Origin of the sequence: Virgibacillus sp. M23, from assembly GCF_034190895.1 — a bacterium.
Taxonomy (GTDB): Bacteria; Bacillota; Bacilli; order Bacillales; family Amphibacillaceae; genus Virgibacillus; species Virgibacillus salarius.
In genome coordinates this window covers 96,161-117,559 of sequence record NZ_JAWDHA010000005.1, presented here as the reverse complement: position 1 = coordinate 117,559, position 21,399 = coordinate 96,161, and the positions used below count along the sequence as shown (strand labels likewise).

At 37.8% G+C, this 21,399-nt stretch carries 13 protein-coding genes and 1 riboswitch; of the genes, 5 read left to right on the top strand and 8 right to left on the bottom strand.

Annotation, left to right across the window (positions count from 1 at the left end):
• Positions 1 to 133: 133 nt before the first annotated feature.
• From hutH to hutU, 4 genes are all read right to left on the bottom strand, one after another.
• Positions 134 to 1,654, bottom strand: a complete 1,521-nt coding sequence (gene hutH, locus RVS70_RS03425) for a histidine ammonia-lyase (RefSeq protein ID WP_121603759.1) — start codon at positions 1,652 to 1,654, stop codon at positions 134 to 136.
• Positions 1,655 to 1,762: 108 nt separating this feature from the next.
• A complete protein-coding gene (gene hutP / locus RVS70_RS03420) occupies positions 1,763 to 2,200 on the bottom strand; it encodes a hut operon transcriptional regulator HutP (protein WP_166530238.1) in 438 nt (145 codons plus the stop codon).
• Between the two features lie 533 nt (positions 2,201 to 2,733).
• Entirely contained in the window at positions 2,734 to 4,035 is a 1,302-nt protein-coding gene (gene hutI / locus RVS70_RS03415; protein ID WP_026682426.1) for an imidazolonepropionase, read from the bottom strand.
• A complete protein-coding gene (gene hutU / locus RVS70_RS03410) occupies positions 4,036 to 5,712 on the bottom strand; it encodes a urocanate hydratase (RefSeq protein WP_371413980.1) in 1,677 nt (558 codons plus the stop codon).
• 248 nt (positions 5,713 to 5,960) lie between these two features.
• Between hutU and RVS70_RS03405 the strand changes: the two genes are divergently transcribed.
• Together RVS70_RS03405 and dapA are read left to right on the top strand one after the other, a co-directional pair.
• Positions 5,961 to 6,845, top strand: coding sequence for a LysR family transcriptional regulator (locus RVS70_RS03405; protein ID WP_121603761.1), 885 nt, complete (start codon positions 5,961 to 5,963; stop codon positions 6,843 to 6,845).
• A gap of 378 nt (positions 6,846 to 7,223) precedes the next feature.
• Positions 7,224 to 7,404, top strand: a riboswitch (Lysine riboswitch).
• A gap of 114 nt (positions 7,405 to 7,518) precedes the next feature.
• Complete coding sequence (gene dapA / locus RVS70_RS03400) at positions 7,519 to 8,409, top strand: 4-hydroxy-tetrahydrodipicolinate synthase (protein WP_121603762.1); 891 nt, start codon at positions 7,519 to 7,521, stop codon at positions 8,407 to 8,409.
• A gap of 283 nt (positions 8,410 to 8,692) precedes the next feature.
• Here dapA and RVS70_RS03395 read toward each other — a convergent pair whose 3' ends face one another.
• A complete protein-coding gene (locus tag RVS70_RS03395; protein WP_321132509.1) occupies positions 8,693 to 11,782 on the bottom strand; it encodes an SMC family ATPase in 3,090 nt (1,029 codons plus the stop codon).
• Positions 11,783 to 11,802: 20 nt separating this feature from the next.
• Entirely contained in the window at positions 11,803 to 12,996 is a 1,194-nt protein-coding gene (locus RVS70_RS03390) for an exonuclease SbcCD subunit D (RefSeq protein ID WP_321132508.1), read from the bottom strand.
• A 583-nt stretch (positions 12,997 to 13,579) separates the two neighbouring features.
• On the opposite strand from RVS70_RS03390, the gene RVS70_RS03385 reads away from it, so the two are divergent.
• Positions 13,580 to 14,629, top strand: coding sequence for a 2,3-butanediol dehydrogenase (locus tag RVS70_RS03385; protein ID WP_026682432.1), 1,050 nt, complete (start codon positions 13,580 to 13,582; stop codon positions 14,627 to 14,629).
• A gap of 637 nt (positions 14,630 to 15,266) precedes the next feature.
• Here the strand turns inward: RVS70_RS03385 and RVS70_RS03380 are convergent.
• Complete coding sequence (locus RVS70_RS03380; RefSeq protein ID WP_321132506.1) at positions 15,267 to 16,151, bottom strand: aminoglycoside phosphotransferase family protein; 885 nt, start codon at positions 16,149 to 16,151, stop codon at positions 15,267 to 15,269.
• Positions 16,152 to 16,678: 527 nt separating this feature from the next.
• Positions 16,679 to 18,031, bottom strand: coding sequence for a 4-hydroxyphenylacetate 3-hydroxylase family protein (locus RVS70_RS03375; RefSeq protein WP_321132518.1), 1,353 nt, complete (start codon positions 18,029 to 18,031; stop codon positions 16,679 to 16,681).
• A gap of 571 nt (positions 18,032 to 18,602) precedes the next feature.
• On the opposite strand from RVS70_RS03375, the gene RVS70_RS03370 reads away from it, so the two are divergent.
• Both RVS70_RS03370 and RVS70_RS03365 read left to right on the top strand, forming a co-directional pair.
• Positions 18,603 to 19,997, top strand: coding sequence for a hypothetical protein (locus RVS70_RS03370; protein WP_321132505.1), 1,395 nt, complete (start codon positions 18,603 to 18,605; stop codon positions 19,995 to 19,997).
• 77 nt (positions 19,998 to 20,074) lie between these two features.
• Positions 20,075 to 21,271, top strand: coding sequence for a cytochrome P450 (locus RVS70_RS03365; RefSeq protein ID WP_321132504.1), 1,197 nt, complete (start codon positions 20,075 to 20,077; stop codon positions 21,269 to 21,271).
• Positions 21,272 to 21,399: the final 128 nt, after the last annotated feature.

Genomic DNA, 21,399 nt, shown 5'->3' with positions numbered 1-21,399 from the left:
TCTTGCAGAATCCCTCTACATCGACCTCTAATTGCTAAGTATATTTCCCCCAAAATGCAATGGTTTTCAATTATTCCTATTTAATTACATAAGATATAATTATTGATAATTCTAATAATTCATCCTTTGTATGTCAAGTTATATCTAGCTGGAGATCCGTTGCATAATCCCCCTTTTTAACGTTTAAAAGCGAAGCAACTTCTTCTATATCTGTTGAGAAAATCCGATCTTCACTTATCGTTGGCACGACCTTCCGATATGCTTCCCATTTTTCTTTTAGTTTACCGGCCATTTTGTCTATCCCTGTGCTTTCCACTGCTTGAAGAGCACATATGCATTCAATTGCTAACACACGTCTTGTATTATTTATGATCAGCCTAGCATGTCGAGAACCTATTGTCCCCATACTGACATGATCCTCTTGATTAGCCGATGACGGAATCGAGTCGACACTGGCTGGATGAGCTAACGTTTTATTCTCAGATACGAGCGACGCTGCAGCATATTGCATAATCATGGCTCCAGATTGTAGCCCAGGCTGAGCACTTAAAAATGCCGGTAAGTCATTCAACTGTGGATTAACCAAACGCTCTACACGTCGTTCAGAAATATTGGCAAGTTCAGCAACCGCAATTTTCAGAAAATCCATAGCTATCGCAATCGGTTGACCATGAAAATTGCCCCCTGAGATAACCAGCTTTCCCCCATCAAAAATAAGTGGATTATCTGTTGCAGCATTTGCTTCTATTTCTAATTTTTCCTTTACATAATCCAGTGCTTGCCATGTTGCCCCATGAACCTGAGGAATGCAACGCAAGGAATAAGCGTCTTGGACCCGTTTTTCTCCTTGATGAGTAATTAATTGACTGCCTTCTAACCAAGCTGTCATTCGCTTAGCCACCGCTACTTGCTGTGGATACCCTCGTACTTCATGAACAGCTGGATGAAAAGCATCGATAATCCCTTGCAATCCCTCCATCGTTAACGCAGCTATCCACTCACTGTCATAGGCTAGCTTTTCGGCTTCTATATAATTCATGACACCAACTGCTACCATCGCTTGGGTTCCATTAATTAGTGCTAGCCCCTCCTTTGCTTGTAATACAATTGGTTGAAGCTGTTTTTTAGAAAGAACCGAGGCAGCATCAACCGCTTCTCCCTTTTCATTAAAGACTTTCCCTTCACCGATCATCACTAAGGCTAAATGCGCTAATGGAGCTAAATCTCCTGATGCCCCCAGAGAACCTTGCTCAGGAATAACAGGATGTATTCGCTCATTAACTAGATCTGCTAATAGCTCAACGAGCACAGGACGTACGCCAGAGAACCCTTTTAATAGTGCGTTTAAGCGAAGGACCATCATTGCACGCGATACCTTTTCTTCAAATGGATTACCAACTCCACAGGCATGTGAACGAATTAAATGTAATTGTAAATCCTCTACGTCTTTTGCCTCAATCATAACATCGCTAAACTTCCCAAAACCGGTCGTAATCCCATAAACAATTTCTTTATTGGCAACAATGTTATCCACAGCTAATCTGCTTTCTCGAACTTTTTCCATACTAGTTTTTGAAATGGTAATTTGCTCCTGTTCAATACAGATGCGTTTCAATTGATCTATGGTTAAAGAATCTCCTGATAGCTCAATCATTACGCTTCCCCCTTTTCATTAATACAATAAAAAAGAGGCGATAATGGCATACAAATAAGCCACCATCACCTCCTCATGTCTACTCACTTTAGGTAATGATTTATATAATTAAATATGATTAACACCTAGTCCGACAGCTTCATGCTCCAAGCCTTTTATTGGAGCTCCAATGGTACCGTAAAAGGCAACGGCAATCCATTCACCTTCTTCAGGATTTACATATGGGTTCCCACGAACAACAGCGAATCGTAACCCAACGGTACGCATCATTTCACCAATTGCCCACTGCCCTCTAGTAACCCCTTCTAATCCTTCTAAAATTGCATGATAAAGTGCATGTGTTTCTCGATAAACGCCTTCTTGAATTAGCTTGCTTCGTTTCACTGCCGTTTCTACTGCGGAAATCACTTTTTGCATATCCATTGATCCAACTTTTCCTTCACAAATTTGGACATCTGGAACTATCGATTGATAGGACGCTCGTTCTTGCTCATCTAGCATTGCAAGTAACGTAGCAATTTTTCCAATACGAAGTTTTTGTGTCATTGTTTCTTCTCCTAAAGGTCTCTGCTTATACAAAATGGTTTCTCAAAAGTCAGTTGCCTCCATACAACTGGAATACTCCGCTTTCGGGTAGCGGTTCAGCCTTCTTCTGAGTTGAAGACCTACTATGTAGTCCGCATAGCTCCTCTTTTTTGAAAGCCAAGTATATATCAAACGCTCTTTAAATAATCTAATCTTAACTAATGACTAGTAACTACTTTTAGTATACGTCTTCGTAAAATTATCCGTCAATAACATTTACAAAAAATTCCGTCTATTATTATTCAAAAATCAAATATTACATAGCTATAATCATAGGGTGAAACATCAATTAGTGTGGATTTTTATCCCCATTGAAGGTTTGTACCACAAGATTATGACCTAAAGGTCTTTAAACCACTCGGACATTTACTGGCAGTGGATATCTCTATTATCCATTATTGGTTTCACTTTATTGCTTTTAGTGGAAATATCACTGCCAGTTATATACGCAATAAATCGTATTAACCTAATTCCACCCCATCTTTTGTTATTTCTTATACGGAGGATACATGCCTGTTACATGTGGACAAGTTCTCTTGTTCTACAACTACCTTTCCCTTCTTGATAACTGTATCCACATGATTCATTCCATATTGATAGGATAGCATTAGATAATTTGGTACATTAAAAATCGTAATATCTGCCTGTTTACCAATTTCTAGACTCCCGATTTTATCAGCACAACCAATCGCATGTGCAGCATTGATGGTTGTTGCTGTAATAACCTCTTCAGGTGTCATCCCCATTTTTAAACAGCCAAGATTCATAATAAACTGTAAGGATAACGTTGGGGATGAACCTGGGTTTGCATCCGTAGAAAGAGCAACGGCTAAGCCTTGATCTATCATTTTTCTTGCTTGAGCAAATTCTGCCATTAGGAAAAATGCAGTACCTGGTAAAAGAACACCAATAACATCTTGTTCAGCCATTTGACGAATTCCTACATCCGATGCCTTCAATAAATGATCAGCTGAAATCGCACCAACAGCTGCAGCTAATTCTGCCCCCCCATAGGATTCAATTTCATCCGCATGAATTTTTGGAATTAGTCCATATTCCTTACCCGCCTCCAGAATTCTTCTTGATTGTTCTGGCGTAAATACGCCTCGCTCACAAAACACATCATTAAATGTTGCCAAATTCCGTTTAGCAACCTCTGGAATCATCTCTGAAATAACTCGATCTACAAAAATATCTGGATTTTCTTTTTCGGCTACTGGTACAGCATGTGCTCCCATAAATGTTGAAACAACATCCATGACATGATCCTTATTTAATTGCTTGGCAACTTCCAATTGCTTGATTTCATGTTCTGTCGTTAAACCATATCCACTCTTTGCTTCTACTGTGGTGACGCCATTTGTTAGAAATGTATCTAGACGCAGCTTCGATTCATGATAAAGTTGGTCATAATTTGCTTGCTGCGTAGCTCGAGTTGTTGCGTGAATACCGCCTCCTGCATGCATGATGTCCATATACGACTTTCCTTTTAGTCGCATTGCATACTCATTCTCCCTTGTTCCGGCATGAACAAGATGTGTATGAGGATCGATCAGACCTGGGGAAACTACTTTATTAGACGCATCGATTTGTTTAGCTTGAGCAATTTCATCGGCATACTTCGCTTGAATTTTTTCCGTCGTACCAATGGCAATAATCTCACCGTCCTTCGCAAGTAATCCACCATCTTCTATACTATTAAGCTCTCTCATTGCATCAGTTTTAGCTGGCTTATCGGTATTTCCACTTATGGTAAGTAATTGAGCTGCATGTTTAATAAATAGGATATCTGACATTTATAACGCCCCTTTACGTTGTAGCATTGGAATATGAACACCTTTTTCCTTCGCAGTATCCTCGGCTTTTTCATAGCCTGCATCCACATGACGAACAATCCCCATCCCAGGATCTGTTGTAAGGACGCGATCCAAACGCTCCTCCGCCTCTTTTGTTCCATCGGCAACAATAACCATTCCAGCATGAAGCGAGTATCCCATACCAACGCCGCCACCGTGGTGGACACTGACCCAGCTAGCTCCCCCAACACTATTAATCAACGCGTTTAATATTGGCCAGTCCGCTACCGCATCGCTTCCATCCTTCATCGCTTCCGTTTCTCGATTTGGTGAGGCTACGGAACCTGAATCAAGATGATCACGTCCGATAACAATCGGTGCTTTTAATTCACCTCGTTCAACCATACGATTAATAATTTTTCCAAAGCGGGCTCTTTCTCCATACCCTAGCCAGCAAATCCGAGAAGGGAGTCCTTGGAAACTAATTTTCTCTTGCGCCATGCGAATCCACTTACACAGCGACTCGTTCTCACTAAATTCGCGCAGGATGACCTCATCTGTCTTATAAATATCTTCTGGATCGCCGGATAATGCCACCCAGCGAAACGGTCCTTTACCTTCACAAAATTGTGGGCGAATATAAGCAGGAACAAATCCAGGAAAATCAAATGCATTCGCTACTCCTTCATCCTTGGCTACTTGGCGGATATTATTTCCATAATCAAAGGTAACCGCCCCTTTTTGCTGCATTTGCAGCATTGCCTTAACATGAACTGCAATACTTTGTTTAGATAATTGAACATAATTCCCTGGATTATTCTCCCTTAATTTAGCTGCTTCTGCTAACGTCATATGAACAGGGATATAGCCATTCAGCGGATCATGAGAGGAGGTTTGATCTGTTAGTACGTCTGGAATGAATCCTTTTGTAAGCATTTCCGGTAGAAGCTCAGCTGCATTGCCTAACAAGCCTATAGATAGCGCTTCCCCTTTACTACGCGCTTCTTCAGCAAGCTTTATTGCTTCATCTAAGCTATCCGTAGAGGTATCTAAATAATTTGTATCTAATCGACGCTGGATACGATGAGGATCTATTTCTATAGCAATACAGATCCCCTCATTTAGTATCACCGCTAAAGGTTGCGCTCCTCCCATGCCGCCTAACCCCGCCGTCACAGTAATCGTTCCTTGTAAACTACCGTCAAAATGCTGCCTAGCACATTCTGCAAATGTCTCATATGTTCCTTGCACAATTCCTTGGCTGCCAATATAGATCCAGCTGCCCGCAGTCATTTGCCCATACATCATTAAACCTTTCTGATCCAATTCATGAAAGTGCTCCCAATTCGCCCATGCTGGAACTAAATTCGAGTTAGCAATCAGCACTTTCGGAGCATCTGTATGCGTACGGAACACAGCAACGGGTTTTCCTGATTGAATGAGTAAGGTCTCATTTTCCTCTATCTGTTTTAATTCCTTCACAATCGCCTCGTAGCATTCCCAATTTCGTGCTGCTTTACCTATCCCACCATAAACCACTAGCTCGTCTGGATTTTCTGCCACCTCTGGGCTCAGATTATTATTCAACATTCGAAGAGCAGCTTCTTGTATCCATCCTTTCGTATGTAATGCTGAACCACGATATTGTTCTACTTGCATGTTCTTTTCCATTCTCATTTTCTTCATCTCCTCCCTATGTTAGCAACCTCAAATAAACCGTTTACATTTTCTGTAGTTAAAAAATTCACATTCCTTTTCCATCTGATTATCGATCCTTCTGTTTATTTGGTACTATAGATAATAGAAGACATAACATTTTTTTAATTTAATACCATACATTAAAATTATAATTATAATAATATATAATTACAAATATAAATATTCTATATTTTTATAAAATTCAACTATAAATTAAGGAGATTAGGATGGAATTTCGCCATTTAGTCTATTTTGTTACGATTGTTGAACAATCAACCTATACTCGAGCAGCAACCGTCTTACATGTATCTCAGCCATCACTTAGTGCTGCTATTAAAAAGCTAGAGAATGAAGTAGGATTGACATTAATTAAACGTAATACGAGGAGCCTCGAGGTCACAAGTGAGGGTAAAATACTTTATCAAGAGGCTAAAAAATTGTTAAATCACTATCAGCATGTATCTAAAGAAATGATCCGCTTGAAAGAGCAGGGACCGCTGGAACTCACAATCGGTTTAATAGAGTCCTCCAATTTTTGGGTACCAAAAATTTTGAAACAATTTCAGAAAGAATATCAGGATGCTCATATAAAATTATTAGAAATTCTAAGTTTAACGGATGTAGAGAAAGCTTTAACAAACTTCGATATTCATCTAGCTATAACAAATCAGAATTTGAATAATGATGCGATTGAGACATTACCTATCTATGAGGAAAAATTAGTTGCTGTTCTTCCTCAAGGGCACAACTTACAAGATCATACAGAGCTAACTATTTATGACTTGAAAGACGAAACATTTATCATTTGCAAAGAAGGCTTTCAAACAAGAGAGGATATTCTTTATGCATTTGCTAAATCAGGGATTCAGCCAATGATTCAATTTGAAATCGAGCGATTTGAAACAGCATGTCGTCTTGTTATCGAAGGTTTAGGAATCACAGTTGTTCCTGAAAACTATGTTAAAAATACAGTTCATTCAGATTATCATATAAAACATATTAACGATTCACATTTATCCAGAAGCGTATATCTAGCCTATGAGAAAAATCGTTATTTACCTCCAATTGTACTGAAGTTTATAGGATTGGTGGAAGAATTCTTTAAACAGTGATGCCCTTAGTTCACCTAGAAGTATTTCGTCCTATAGAACACGTACCACCTCAAGCATAGACTGGATGTCAACTTGTCATATTTTGATTGATTCGAGTAATTACTCTAGGTGAGATGCTTAGCTAAATTATGTTTTTCCCCACATATAACTAGCAGTAAGACCCCCGCTTCAAGCAATAAAGGAACAACACTATTGGTAACTAGGGGGACAAACAAAACCTTCAATTGATTGAAGGTTCACTTTATTTGTATGTCATTAAAGGAACAATTGAATAAACGATAGGCATCATTTCCTTGCTAAAATTCAAATAGCCTTGCGTGAAATAAGGAAATCTGTTATATTACAGACAATTAAATATTTCTTATTTCAATTATTTGAAGTGAGGATAGAGGTGCATCGGTCATCATTACACAGTTTGAGGATAATGAGATCCATTGACGATTGTGGAAAGGGATCGTTGCCGAAGTAACAGATAACTCATTATTTACTGTTGCTGGTTCTGCTATTGAATAAATACAGGACTGTCGTATAGGTAACTATATGGAGGGCTATCTGACGCAGAAAATGAAATACTACATTTCTGCAGTAGCAAACCCTTGCTGCTGTTTTTTTGCGTTAATTAGAAATGGTCTATCCATCTATTGTTTTAACTTATCACAAGGGGTGTAAAGAAATGGAATTTGGCCAAGTATTAACCGCAATGGTGACACCATTTGATCAACATGGAAAAATTGATTTTCATGCCACAAGATCTCTCGTAAATTATTTAATTAAAAATGGAACGGATGGGCTGATTGTTGCTGGAACTACAGGTGAATCAGCTACATTAACAGATGAGGAAAAGATTCAGCTTATGCGCTTCGTTGTTGAAGTAGTAAATGATCGAATTCCGGTATTAGCTGGAACTGGGGCAAATAACACAAAAGCTACTATTAATTTAACAATACAAGCGGAAAAAGTTGGAGTTAATGGTATCATGCTTGTTACTCCATACTACAATAAACCTTCGCAAACAGGAATTTATCAGCATTTCCAAGCGATTGCAGCAGCTACTAATCTCCCTATTATGCTTTATAATGTACCGGGAAGAACTGGTGTCAATTTAACTGTAGATACTACGGTACAGCTTTCTAAAATAGATAATATTGTTGCCATCAAAGAAGCGAGCGGTAACCTTGATGCGATGTCAGAAATAATTAGACGCACATCCAAGGACTTCTCCCTATACAGCGGAGATGACGGACTAACATTACCAGCATTAGCTATTGGAGGAAAAGGTGTGGTCTCAGTCGCCTCCCATATCATTGGTAATGAAATGCAAGAGATGATAAATCAATTTAGCTTTGGAAATGTCAAAGCTAGTGCAGCGCTACATCAACATTTACTTCCAATCATGAAAGCTTTGTTTGCTGCACCTAGTCCTTCGCCCGTCAAATCAGCATTATCTATGAAAGGTGTTCCAGTTGGGGATGTTCGGCTTCCAATGGTACCTCTAACACAAGAGGAAACAAACAATCTAAAACAAACATTACAGCACTTACAGTCCATCGTTTCAGCAAGTTAAACGATTATGAAGAGCGAGAGACTATAGAAATTGAGATAAGTAATGTCGAACTACTATTCGAATATGAAGTATATCAGGATAGTAGTTCGACAGTTCTTTGGAATAGTAATTATTCTACCGAGAGAAATCGATGCATGAACGTCTATCCTAGCCGAAAAAATTGTGAAAACAGCACATGTCAAATGTAACTACGCCAGTGAAAAGCGATACAAAAATTCACTAGGATTCAGCTTTTGATAGCCCTCCTCTATTCAGTTCCTTTAAAATTCTTTAAAGGCTACCGTTACTTTACAACAAATTTTGCTCGACTAGATCCTTCTTTTGTCTTCTTTACCTCGAGTACTGCTGGGAACATAGCTTTTAATTCCTGCACATGTGAGATCACGCCAATCATTCTACCCGATTGCTGTAAACCTACCAATGTATCAACTGCTTTGTTTAGTGCTTCTTCATCCAGCGTACCAAACCCTTCATCAATAAACATTGTTTCAATCGAAATATTGCCTTGAAAACTTTGAATAACATCTGACATACCTAGTGCCAAACAAAGAGCTGCATTAAACTTCTCGCCTCCGGATAAGGATTTCACATCTCTTGTCTGTCCCGTGTATGCATCGAAAACGTCGAGGCCTAGACCACTCTGTCTTCCATGCGATTCCTGCCTGTCACTACGACTCAGGAAAAATTGACCATTTGATAATCGATCTAATCGTAAATTTGCCGCATCGATAATCTGCTCCAAATACTCAATTTGTAAATACCGTTCAAAGGATATTTTCTTGTTATTTTGCCCTCTTAATACATCATGGAGATCGGTTATAGTGGCTAATTTCTTTTCCAAGTTATTAGCTTGTTCAGTGACCTCGACAATGTTTTGCTGTAGTGTAATGATTTCCTCATAGTATTTATTTGATTGATCCCATGTCTTTAATGCTTGTTCGTATTCTACTTTTAATTCTTTCAGTTTGGCTTCAATAGTCGTTAATTCAACCTGCTGCTTATCTTTCAATTCTCTGTTCAGATCACGGACCTGCTTTTGCAGCGTAAGCCGATGCTGATTATATTCTTCTATGCTATGCTTTAACTGCTTACGCTCATCCTCTTTCAGCTTAGCTTGTTGAAACACCTCCTCCGTTTGGAAGGACGCTTGGCTTAATGCATCAACAAACTGTTTGTCTGCATTCTCCCGCCTTATCTTCGTTTCCTGCAGCTGGTTGCTTGCATGACTAACATCGGATTCACTTTTAGTCAATTCTTCTTTCTCCTGCAACAGCTTTTGTTGTATTTGCTCCCAGCGCTCCTCCAATTCCTTTCGTTGCTCTTCTTTTACTTCTATTTTTTTCTCTAATTCAGACAGAGTTCTCACATCTTGAGGAATCTTTTGTATTCTTTCCTGATAAACAGCATGAGCAGTACGATAAGATGCAACTTGCTCTTGATAATATTGCTCCGTTCTTTTCACTTTAGCTTCTACATCTTTGGTTTCTTTTAATGCCTGTTCGTACATAGCTTTATATTCAGCAAGCTGTTTTCTATCATGATGTAATTGCTTCACTTCTTCACTTAGTTGCTGCCCTTGAAGTACTAATGCTTCTTTAGCACTTGTTACATCTCTCTTATTTATGGAATAGTTATTTAATTCATTTTCCCTTTCCTTTAATTGTACGCTTACTGAATTCCATTCAGCAAAGCTGTTACGATATTGCGTATCTAGTATCTGAAATTGCTGCTTCGCTTTTTCTAAATGCTCCCTCGATACGTTACGATCCCTATTTATGGCTTTTTGTGGATGATCGATACTTCCGCAGACCGGGCAAGCTTGTCCATCATGTAGATGCGCTGCTAGAATACTAGCTTGATTATTAAGCCAATCCCTTTCAATTTGTTGGTAATCAGCTTGCGCTTGAGATGCTTCTTGATGTTTTTGTTTGGATTCTTTTTCTAATTTATCGTGTTTTTTTGTTAACTCTATATAATCTATTAGGACTTTTACTTGATCTCGCATCTCTTGTAATCGTTGCTGTTTATCTGGTAACTGCTCGACTGTGAGATCGAGCTTTTCTATTTGTTCGTGAATAGCTTCTGCTCGCTGATTCTTTACATCGAGTAGTTTTTGAAGTTTCTCCAATTCGGAGGCGCCATCCTGCACTTGCTGATTCAGCTTATTCAACTGTTGGTTAGACGCATCCATTTCTTTAACTATTGGTAAATAATCCTTTAGTTGTTCCAGAATAATACGTAGTTGTTCTCTTTCTTCCTTCTTATCTTCCTCTTTTTTATACAAGGCTTGCACTTGCTTTACTCGCTCGTTAGCTGTTTTAAGCTTATTTTCTGCGTAGTGAAGATTCTTTTGTTGCATTTCCTCTTCTTTATGCCAATCATTTCGCTGTTTTTCATAAGGAATGAGGTTGTTAGCTCGCTCTGCATCGTCTAATTGTTTTTCTCGCTTTTGATATGTTGTAAGCTGATTATCTAATTCGTTTAGTCTGGCTTTTTTTTGTTGCATTTCATTGAAACGATCATTTATAGCTTTTGCTTGGTGATATTCCGCCTGTTTGTTATTATGAGCCTCATATGCTTGTTCATATCTAGCCTTATCACACGCGATTCTCTCCATATAAAAGTGACTTTCTTCTTGTAAACCAGTTATAACCTGATTGATATTGTAATGCTCACTTTCTAAAAGCTGAAATAGAAATGAATTTTCTCGTTTAGGTAACCTCACTTCAATATGCTTAATCAATTGATCACGAGCTTGGATAGCTTTATTGTATGCCTGTTCTGCATTAGCCTTCTTCTCTCTCATCCGTTCACTAATTTTTTTATACGGTTCCGTCTTAAATAGTCGACGTAATATTTCTTCTTTATTATCCGTTTTCGAGGTGAGTAGCTTACGGAATTCTCCTTGCGGAAGCATAACAATCTGCTTAAATTGATCCTGCGTTAAACCAATTAAAGCTTCTATTTTTTTGTTTATTTCAGATACAATCTGCCTATCTACACAAGGAATTTCATTGCCATCTATTAGCTCATAGAATTCGTATCGGTCACCTGTCTTCGTTTTATTCCCTTGCTTCACATGGCCTAGTTGGCGCAGAATTCGAAAAATACGACCGCCTAATTCAAACAGTAACTCCACTGCTGTATGGACATTGTCATCGGCAAAATCACTTCGCAGCATATTTTCTTCTCGATCTTCTCCGCTTGCTGAGCCATATAAAGCAAAGCAAATACCATCAAATATAGTCGTCTTACCGGCACCAGTATTTCCAGAAATAACAAATAAACGATACGCTTCTATTTCCGTAAAATCTATTGTTTCCGTATCTTTATATGGGCCAAGCGCTGTCATTGTTAACTTTAAAGGTCTCAATTATTCCACTCCCTTCTGCATTAAATGGTAAGATAAGGCTTCAACTTTTCTGTTTGTGTTACATCTGATTCCTCATGCAGCCATTCATTCAGTACTTCTTTAAAAAGCTGTTCCGTTTCTTGTGTTGCTTCTGTTCCCTTCACTTCTTTGTAAAAAGCATGAAATAATTCAAGTTCTGACAGCTTGGTGCGTTCTACCCGATTATTCTCCTCATCATCAGCAAGAGAAAATTGATTATGCTTCCGTTCAACATGCAACGCATTTGGGTAAACAGATCGCACCTTTTCCATCGGTGAAAGTACTGGTAACTCGTCTGTTAAGCGAATAAATACATAATCATCATTGATAGGGTGTGTCAGCAACTCATTTATAGAAGCTTCAACTGTGCGCACATCTCTTCTCGGATGCAGTATACGTTTCTCAACATTAACAGCACCTTCTCCATCTATTTCCACAACATAGAATCCTTTCTTATGATGCTCCTCTGAAATAGAGTACTTCAATGGAGATCCAGCATAACGTATCGTCTCGTTCCATACATAATGCGCTTGATGCAGGTGTCCTAACGCTGTGTAATGAAATTTTGCAAAGTGCTCAGCAGCTACGTATTCCGATCCACCAATAGATAATGGACGTTCTGAATCACTCGTATTTTCTTCTTCTGCTCCATAAGGAGTAACGAAAGCATGTCCTACAAATACATGTCTAGCATGTGAATCCATTCTCCTCTCAATCTGCTCGATAATTTTCTTTGCTGCATCATTATGTGTACGAACCGTATCATCCTGAAAAGTAGTTCTTACCACACTTGGATCACAATAAGGAACTAAATGAAAATGAACTTCTCCATCATGATCATGTAAAACAATTGGTTGTAAATCATTCGTGAGCGTCCCTACAATATGGCAGCCATTATCTCGCATAATTTTACTACCAAAATTTAATCGGCTCGGACTATCATGATTCCCAGCAATTGCCAAAACCGGAATACGAAGTTGAAGTACGATTCTCTCTAAAATTTCATCTAAGAGATGTACCGCTTCTGTTGGCGGCACTGCTCTATCATATAAATCTCCTGCAATAATAACAGCATCAGGTTTTTCATTTTCAATAGCCTCGATGAATTGATAAAGTATGTACGCTTGATCTTCTGTCATATAGACACCCTGTACTAATTTGCCAAGATGCCAATCAGCAGTGTGAATAAATTTCATTCCATATTCCTCCTTATAATAAGATTCATCTATTATTCTTCGATTACTGTAAAATTCCATATTTCATAGTATAAAGTGAAACTTCCATCCGTAGGGGATTTTGTTTATCCCCACGGATGGTTAGCACCACAAGGGTATGACCTAGAGGCCTTTAAACCAACGGACATTTACTGGCAGTCGATTTCCCCCTTATCCATATTGCTTTCTCTCTATTGCTTGAAGCAGGGAACTTACTGCAAGTTATATGTGGGATAAATCGTTAAAAGTAAGAAACCATATCTTCATTCTACCTGCATGCTAGACTAGATGATTCTATGTTTCTCAATCATAATTTTAACATAATGATTCACATCTACGAACTAACTACTAAAGGTAAACTTCTAACAAAATCACCCAAATGAATTCCGATTGACCCATAACTTATAGACTACAAACAATATATTTTCTAATTTGTATATTACTTGTAAAATTATCTTGACTAATATGTGAAGTTTCGACAGAAATAGACAAATTATAAAATAAGAATGGTATACTAAAGTAGTAATTTAATTATTTCCATCTGAGTAATAAGGAGGATAATTCCATGAAAGCTGCAGTATGGTACGGTAAAAAAGATGTACGAGTAGAAGAACGAGAATTGAAACCTTTAAAAGAAACTGAAGTAAAGGTGAGAGTAGCTTGGGCAGGCATTTGCGGAAGTGATCTTCATGAATATGAGGAAGGACCTGTATTTGTTCCTGTAGAAAAAGAAGATCCTTTAACAGGTGATACAACTCCATTAACATTTGGGCATGAGTTTGCAGGAGTTGTAGAAGAAGTAGGTGCAAAGGTTACCACATATAAGCCGGGCGACCGAGTAGCAGTAAATCCTACCCTTACATTCGGAAATAAATCAGAGGATCTTGACCCATATGATGGCTTTGCCTTTATCGGTTTAAATACAGATGGTGGATTTACATCATTTACAAATGTTCCAGAAAAAAATGTATATCACCTACCTGAGCCATTAACATTACAAGACGGAGCTTTAGTTGAACCGACAGCAGTTGCTGTTCAAGCAATAAAAGAAGGCGGACTAGTATTTGGCGACACTGTTGCAGTATTCGGTGCTGGACCGATTGGATTATTAACAATCATTGCAGCAAAAGCAGCAGGTGCAAGCAAAATTATTGCACTAGACCTGTCGGAAACAAGGCTGCAAAAAGCAAAAGAAGTCGGAGCAACACATATTATTAATTCTGGGGAAACTGATCCAGTAAAAGCTATTACAGATATCGTACCTGAAGGTGTAGATGTTTCCTTTGAAGTTGCTGGCGTAGCTCCTACATTTGAGCAATCTATTCAAGCAACGAAACCAAGAGGAACCATGGTAATCGTATCAATCTTTGCTAGACCGATTGAATGGAACCCATTCCAATTAACAGGTAAAGGTGTGAAAATCACTTCATCTATAGCTTATACACCTACTTCTTTTCAGCAAACGATTGATTTAATGGCATCTGGTCAAATACAGCCACAATCTGTTATCACGGATGAAATACAGCTGGATGACATAATTGAAAAAGGCTTTGAAGCATTATCTAAGGACAAGTCTCAAGCAAAAATATTAGTAGAATTAAGTGGGGAAAAATAAGAAATAACGTTTAATTGTAATTAACCAGATATAGAGCATGGGATGTGCACACTATATAGATAAAGTGAAACAACGATCCGTGGAGGGATGTTTATCCTCCACGGATTGTTAGTACCACAAGGGTATAACCTAAAGGCCTTGGAACCAATCTGACCTATAACTGGTAGTTGATCCCCTTCTTATCCATATTGAGGGCATACTGCACGTGATATGCGGGATACAAGCTCCCGATTGGAAACATAGCGAGTGGAGCGAGTCAACGGAAATAAGGAAATCACAGTGAGCTTGCGAGCCGATGATGAATTATCGTGAGACGATTCGTGAAGTCACATCGTTTCTGGGCGCTGGAGCTGGACGCGGCTTAACACGCATATTTATCCACATGGACAAATTTTATCATTTCCTTCATTTCCGATGACTACCAAAAAATAGATTTCAAAGCAGGTATTTATACTTTAAAATCCATTTTATCTAGCCTATATAGCTAAATTATGTTAATAACTTCATCTATACCATCGCAACAGCAATTAAACCTAATATAAATTCTACCGTTCGTTTCATAGCTAACTCCTTATTTATATTTATCATTTATATACGAACACATTCATTTAATGGTTCCATCAATTATGAATGAAGATCAGCGGTACCAAGCTGGGATACACGTTGTAAAGTTTTTATGATCTCTAATAACATCTAGCGAATAGGTCAGCATGGTCTGATAGTTGCCCATTTTCCTTCCCCACACAAGCGAGGATACAATATGCATGGCACTATATAATGCATATAGTTCCCAAAACTTTATAGAAACATCATTTTCGTTATAACCATCAACAATTCCCCTTGTAAACGCATTGCTTACTCGATTAGAAAAAAAGCCGAGTTTTTGGAGATCATGAATAGGATCACCCCAGTCTATTCTCTGAAAATCAATTATTCCTGCAAATCTGCCTTCGTTGATCAATAGATTAGCAGGATGAAAGTCATCATGCTGAAATGTATTTGGCCTATTGTATAATAATTGCTCATTTTCCTTAATATACGACCGAAGCATCCTTTTCATGTTTACATCAACATCGATAGCCTCCAATTCTGACAGATATTTATTACTTTTTCGTCTTTTAATTTCGTACCATGATGGTATATTTTCTGGGGCTGGAAAGGCGTGCAGCTTCTTTAATTCCATACCAGCTTGAATTCCCGCTTCGTACTGTTCATCTTCTGTTAAACATTGTAAGACAGCTTCTCCATCCTTACCGGTAATATAAGTAAGTATCATATATGAATAATCCGTATCCGTTATAGAGCCAAATTCAACTGCTTCAGGGACATACTTGGAATAAGTTTGTAAGCGCATGATTGTCTTAAATTCCTTTTCCCTACTCGCTTCCTGTTCACTTGAAAAAACTCGGATAAGATAGCGATTATCAACTACAAATTTTTTATCAGCTGAAAAACCCTTCTTAATTTTCTTTATTCTTGAATCGTGATTAACAAAAGGTATCTTATCTATTAGTTGATCCATACCATTCACCACCTTAATCTAAAATTTACGCATTAATATTCGACATAATTATGCAAATATCCTGTAAATTATAGACTAAATGTATACATATGAAAAGAGAAACTTTTAGATAAAGTAAAGCTTCAATCAGTGGGGGTTTTTTGTTTATCAATTATTGTTTATCCCCCACTGATTACTAGTTGAACAAATAAGTGTGTTTTACCCTTACTCCGCAAAAAAATAATGCCTACTAAGCATTTATTATATCGACACTTCTTTTAATCACCTCTCATACTTCACAAACTGCCCCTTAATCTGATGTTGGTTTCGGTCAACAAAAGGTAGCATCGATCGATAGGTACCCAGTTCATAGACTTCACTTATTTCAGTAATGCGCGCAATCCTAGATAAGCCTTAGCTTCTATTTTGCAGGGTGATAATCTCGCCTAAATCGTTAAGTAAAATAATGTCGGAGAAATAGTCTCTCGGGTCTGCCCCCCACAATGTGCGATACAGTGTGAAGTCTCAGCAACTAATATTTAGTTATGCTATCTACTACTTTTGCTTTCATTTTCCGATGTGAATGTTTGATCTATAAATGCTTTAATAAACTCCTGATATTTTTTCTTATTATAACCATGGTATAATTCACTTGCTAATACATTAGGAACACCAAAGAAAAATCGCTCATATTGTGTTTGTCTGGAACCAAATGGGCTCATTGTCAAATCCCATGCTAATCGAAATAACTTCACCCTTTCCACTGCATCTTTTGTTGCACTCTGCAAATATTGATCCAAATCCATCCGTATAGACGAATTAAAATCTTCCTCTGTAGGTATAGTCATTAATCCGCTAGCAGCAAGTAATTGAATGATTTCCACTGCCCGTGGGTAAATTTTGGGAAATGCGCTACTTGCTGCCTGTAACGAAGCTAATTCCGGTCGCATCAGTCCAAACTCATCCAGTGTCGCATTCACCTCTGATTTAATTAACAATGCTTTTATTGTCTCTAAACCGACAATGATTTCTGCCATCTTCTCTTGTACATTCTCGTACGTACCAGTATGGATTGACTCGATAATCTCCTCAGCAATACCCAAAACGAATTCTAGCTTTACAACCTGCCTATTAATCACTTGATGCAGACTAAAAGGCAAAAACGCACTTTCTCGTTGAAAACGATTACCTACCTCGATGTTTTTATAAAAAAAGACCCGCTCCCATGGTATGAAAACATTATCAAATACAATCATCGTATCCATTTCTTCAAATCGAGAACTTAATGGATAATTAAAAGAGGAATCTCCCTTACAGAATGATTCGCGACAAATGAATTTTAGCCCATTAGCATCACTAGGAACAGATAAAAAGTATGCATTATTTTCTTCAAATATTCTTCCAGCTGAAAAAACAAGCAGCTCATCTGTCATTCCGCCCTGTGTTGCCAAAAGCCGGGCACCTTTTATAATTAAACCTGCTTCTGTTTCATCTACAATTTTGGCAGCAATTGGTTCTTCGCTATCTTCTATATAATACTTTGACCGATTGAATTGTGGGTTAATAAAGGTATGTGTAAACGACATATCTTCTTCCCTAGCCCTTTCATAAAATTGAACAAGCCGCTTCGGAAAGCAATTTGCTTTTCCTTCCAATAACCTTGCAGAAGAAGCGAAGGCCATTAATACGGTGTTCATATAATCTGGACTCCTACCCATCATTCCACCATGTATTTTTGCCCATATTTGTATCATACGACTACGTTTCTTTAATTCCTGTATCGTCCTAGGCTGTATATAAGAAGTTCCAATACGATCACCTGTATGAGGTGAATGATAGGTCATTTCTTCAATATAATCATCCCTCAGCTGCAAATCATAGAGCATGGCTTGACTTTGAATCGCGCCTTTAAAAGCTGGATGCTGAGAAATCCTCCCATTTATTTTCCCCCCCGCTATACCAAATTTCTGTGTTCAACTGATCAATCCGCTTTATATAATCGTCACCTGAAATGGCAGGCATTTGTTACACCCCTTACAATTTCCAAATTAAATGCATCGTATCATTTAAAAAGATTTTCTTTCTTAAAGTGAAACTTCCATCCGGCTTTTACTGAAACAAATACGTACAAAGGCTTAAATCGCCACGTCCTGTGGCAACGCCTTTGTGACCTACTTCCATGTAGGCCCGAACAAATCGGACATTTACTGGCAGTTGAACCCCTTCTTATCTATATTGCTTTCACTTTATTCCTTGAGGTGAGGGGCTTACTGCCAGTTATATGCGGGATAAAAACATCTATATACCAATATATTAGGCAGCCCAAATTATGTTAAAAAATCAAAGCATGCAAATTAAAACTATTTCATCTATAATGAAAGGACACCATTTAAAATTGTTTTTCTTGATCAAGTCATTTATCTTAGACATACTTAATATATATACATAAGTTTCTTTTAGAGGAGGATAAGCATGCGAAATCAAACTATATTTTTAAAGAATTTGAATCAGCATACGTTAAAACTTGATGTTAATCGAATGGCCATTTATAAACAAAGTAAGGTTATAGAAGCCACTGACCTCCAGCAGCAACGATATTATTTATTTTTCCATAACGATAAGTATTTAACGTATGACAGCTCAAGGACCACCCGAAAAACATCTCACCTAAGGAAAGCTTTCCAATACGGACTCGTACTTTCTTCTCCACATCCATTTATCGAATTACAAATCTCACCTTATTCCCAATTTAAGAAACGAAAATATAGTTCCCTTTTTCAAAAACTATTAAATGAATACACACTTCAGGAAACTGCATTAATCACTACCTACTTCGAATCCTTTATAAAAAAAGAAAAGCTAGCAAATTTTATTGAAAAATGCTTTTATAAAGAGCGACGAGATGGAAAATTACTATCTTGTTACCGTATTTTTAGGATCCTTAGAGGCTTTGCTCCTAATCACCGATTAGTTGATACGTTTTCCAGTGATTTAACATTTGCAAAGTACGAGGAACTATACAAACATAAAGATGAGAAAATGCTTATGAAAGACCCCATTTATGTAGAAGAAATTTGTTATGACCATAAATACGAAGATTTTCAAAAGCTTGCACACATATATAAGCAGCAGGAACGATGGATGGATTTAGCCGCTATCCATATAAGCCAAGCTGTCTATACACAACGTAATGCCGATTATCAGGAATTAAAAGCCACGTTAGACCAACACTACCCTGCTATCTCTTTAATAGAGGTTTTGGAAGATTTATATACACGCGGACTTACCTTAGATACATTCCTCAAAGACTTATTGAATGTATATTTATCAACAAAAAACGTACAAAAATTAATGGTTTTGCAAAGCAAGCACAGCCTCTCCTTGGAACCTACCCAATCCAAATCGTTAGTAAATACAATCGAACAAATTACCGTCAATCCCGTCTCACTGAATTCTAAAGAACTCCAGCAGCTCATTCTCACATTACATACGATAGATAGGAAGCAGGCAGATAGGATGTTACATCAAGCTATCTGCCGATTACTCTCTGAACTACCCCTTCCCGATATTTTAAAATGGCTAGAGCCATTTATGACGAAACCATTTGCAAAGCGGATTATTAATCTGGTTCATGAAATAAATGAACTTGCTGAAGACCCTAATCAACAGCGACGTCTGGGTGAACTCTATCATTATTTTAAACAGCAAGAATTAGCTATTGAATGCATGAGTTGGGATATGGAACTATATCCTGATGACCCTAAACCAGTAGAATGGTTATCCATTCTCTATTCTGAGTTAGGTATGGAAGCAGAACATAAAGCATATCAACAGCTTTATATTGATATGGTAAAAAGATCTTCTTAATTCCAATATGTAGAAATTATGTTTGATCAAATAAAAGAAACTCGATAACCTATTTTTCTGCAAAAGGAGCGGTTCAAATGAAATCTGTGAGCGATACGTTATTTACAAAGCCATTCATTGCTAATCCTTATCCAACTTATAATCAATTAAGAAAGGAAGAGCCAATTACCCAAATACGACTTCCAGATGGTCAGTATGCATGGTTTATTACGAGATATGAAGATGCGTTAGCAGCATTAAAGGACCAACGATTTATTAAAGATTTTAGAAAACTGATACATGAAGATGAATTAAATTATTATACCGTTTTAGATGAAAATATGTTGTTTGCAGATATGCCTGATCACAGACGCTTACGTGGTCTTGTTTCTAAGGCATTTACTCCACAAATGATTGTAGGAATGAGAGGTCGTATTCAAGAAATAACAGACCATCTCCTTGACGAAATGGCTAATCACCAGTCTGTTGACGTAATCGATTCACTTGCTTTCCCACTACCAATCATCGTTATTTGTGAAATGTTAGGAATCCCAACAGAAGATCGTGATAAATTTCGCATTTGGTCAAATGTCTTAATTGAAGGAACAAATGGTGCCATGGTACAAGAGGATATGGAACAGCACATGGATAATTTCATCCACTATTTAAAGGAACGGTTTGCTATCGTACGTGTAAATCCTGGTGAAGATTTAATTAGTAAGTTGGTCATTACGGAGGCAGAAGGGAACCAACTTACTGAAAAAGAGTTATACGGTGTTGTATCATTATTAATAATTGCAGGACACGAGACAACCGTTAATTTTATTGGGAATAGCATTATGAATTTATTAGAACACCCTGAGCAGCTAGAATTATTAAAAAAGCAGCCAACATTAATCACCAATGCGTTGGAAGAAACACTGCGATTTAATGGTCCGGTTGAATACAGTACATCGCGTTGGGCTGGAGAAGATATCCTATTTAAAGAACAATCTATGAAAAAAGGGGATCTAGTCATCATTTCCCTTAATTCTGCCAATCACGATCCAGAGCAATTCAAAGATCCAGAAATTCTAGATATTACGCGAGAAAAAAGGAAGCATTTAGCATTTGGTAAGGGAATTCACGCATGCTTAGGTGCTCCGCTTGCTCGTTTAGAAGGTGAAATTGCGATTTCTAGCTTCTTTAAACGTTATCCGCACGCTGCCTTGAATATTACCAAACAAGATTTAGAATGGCGAACAGGCATGATTGTACGCGGTGTGAAAAGACTACCCATCCTTCTTAATCATTAAAGTAATTAGCGTTTCGTAGTGAAAAAGGATAAAACGTATGGGAGGCAATCGAGTGAGAGGGAAAGCGAAGTACAGCATTTTCCCTCTCACCAACGTTTTTTTATAATCATGCTTTTATTAATCTTTTT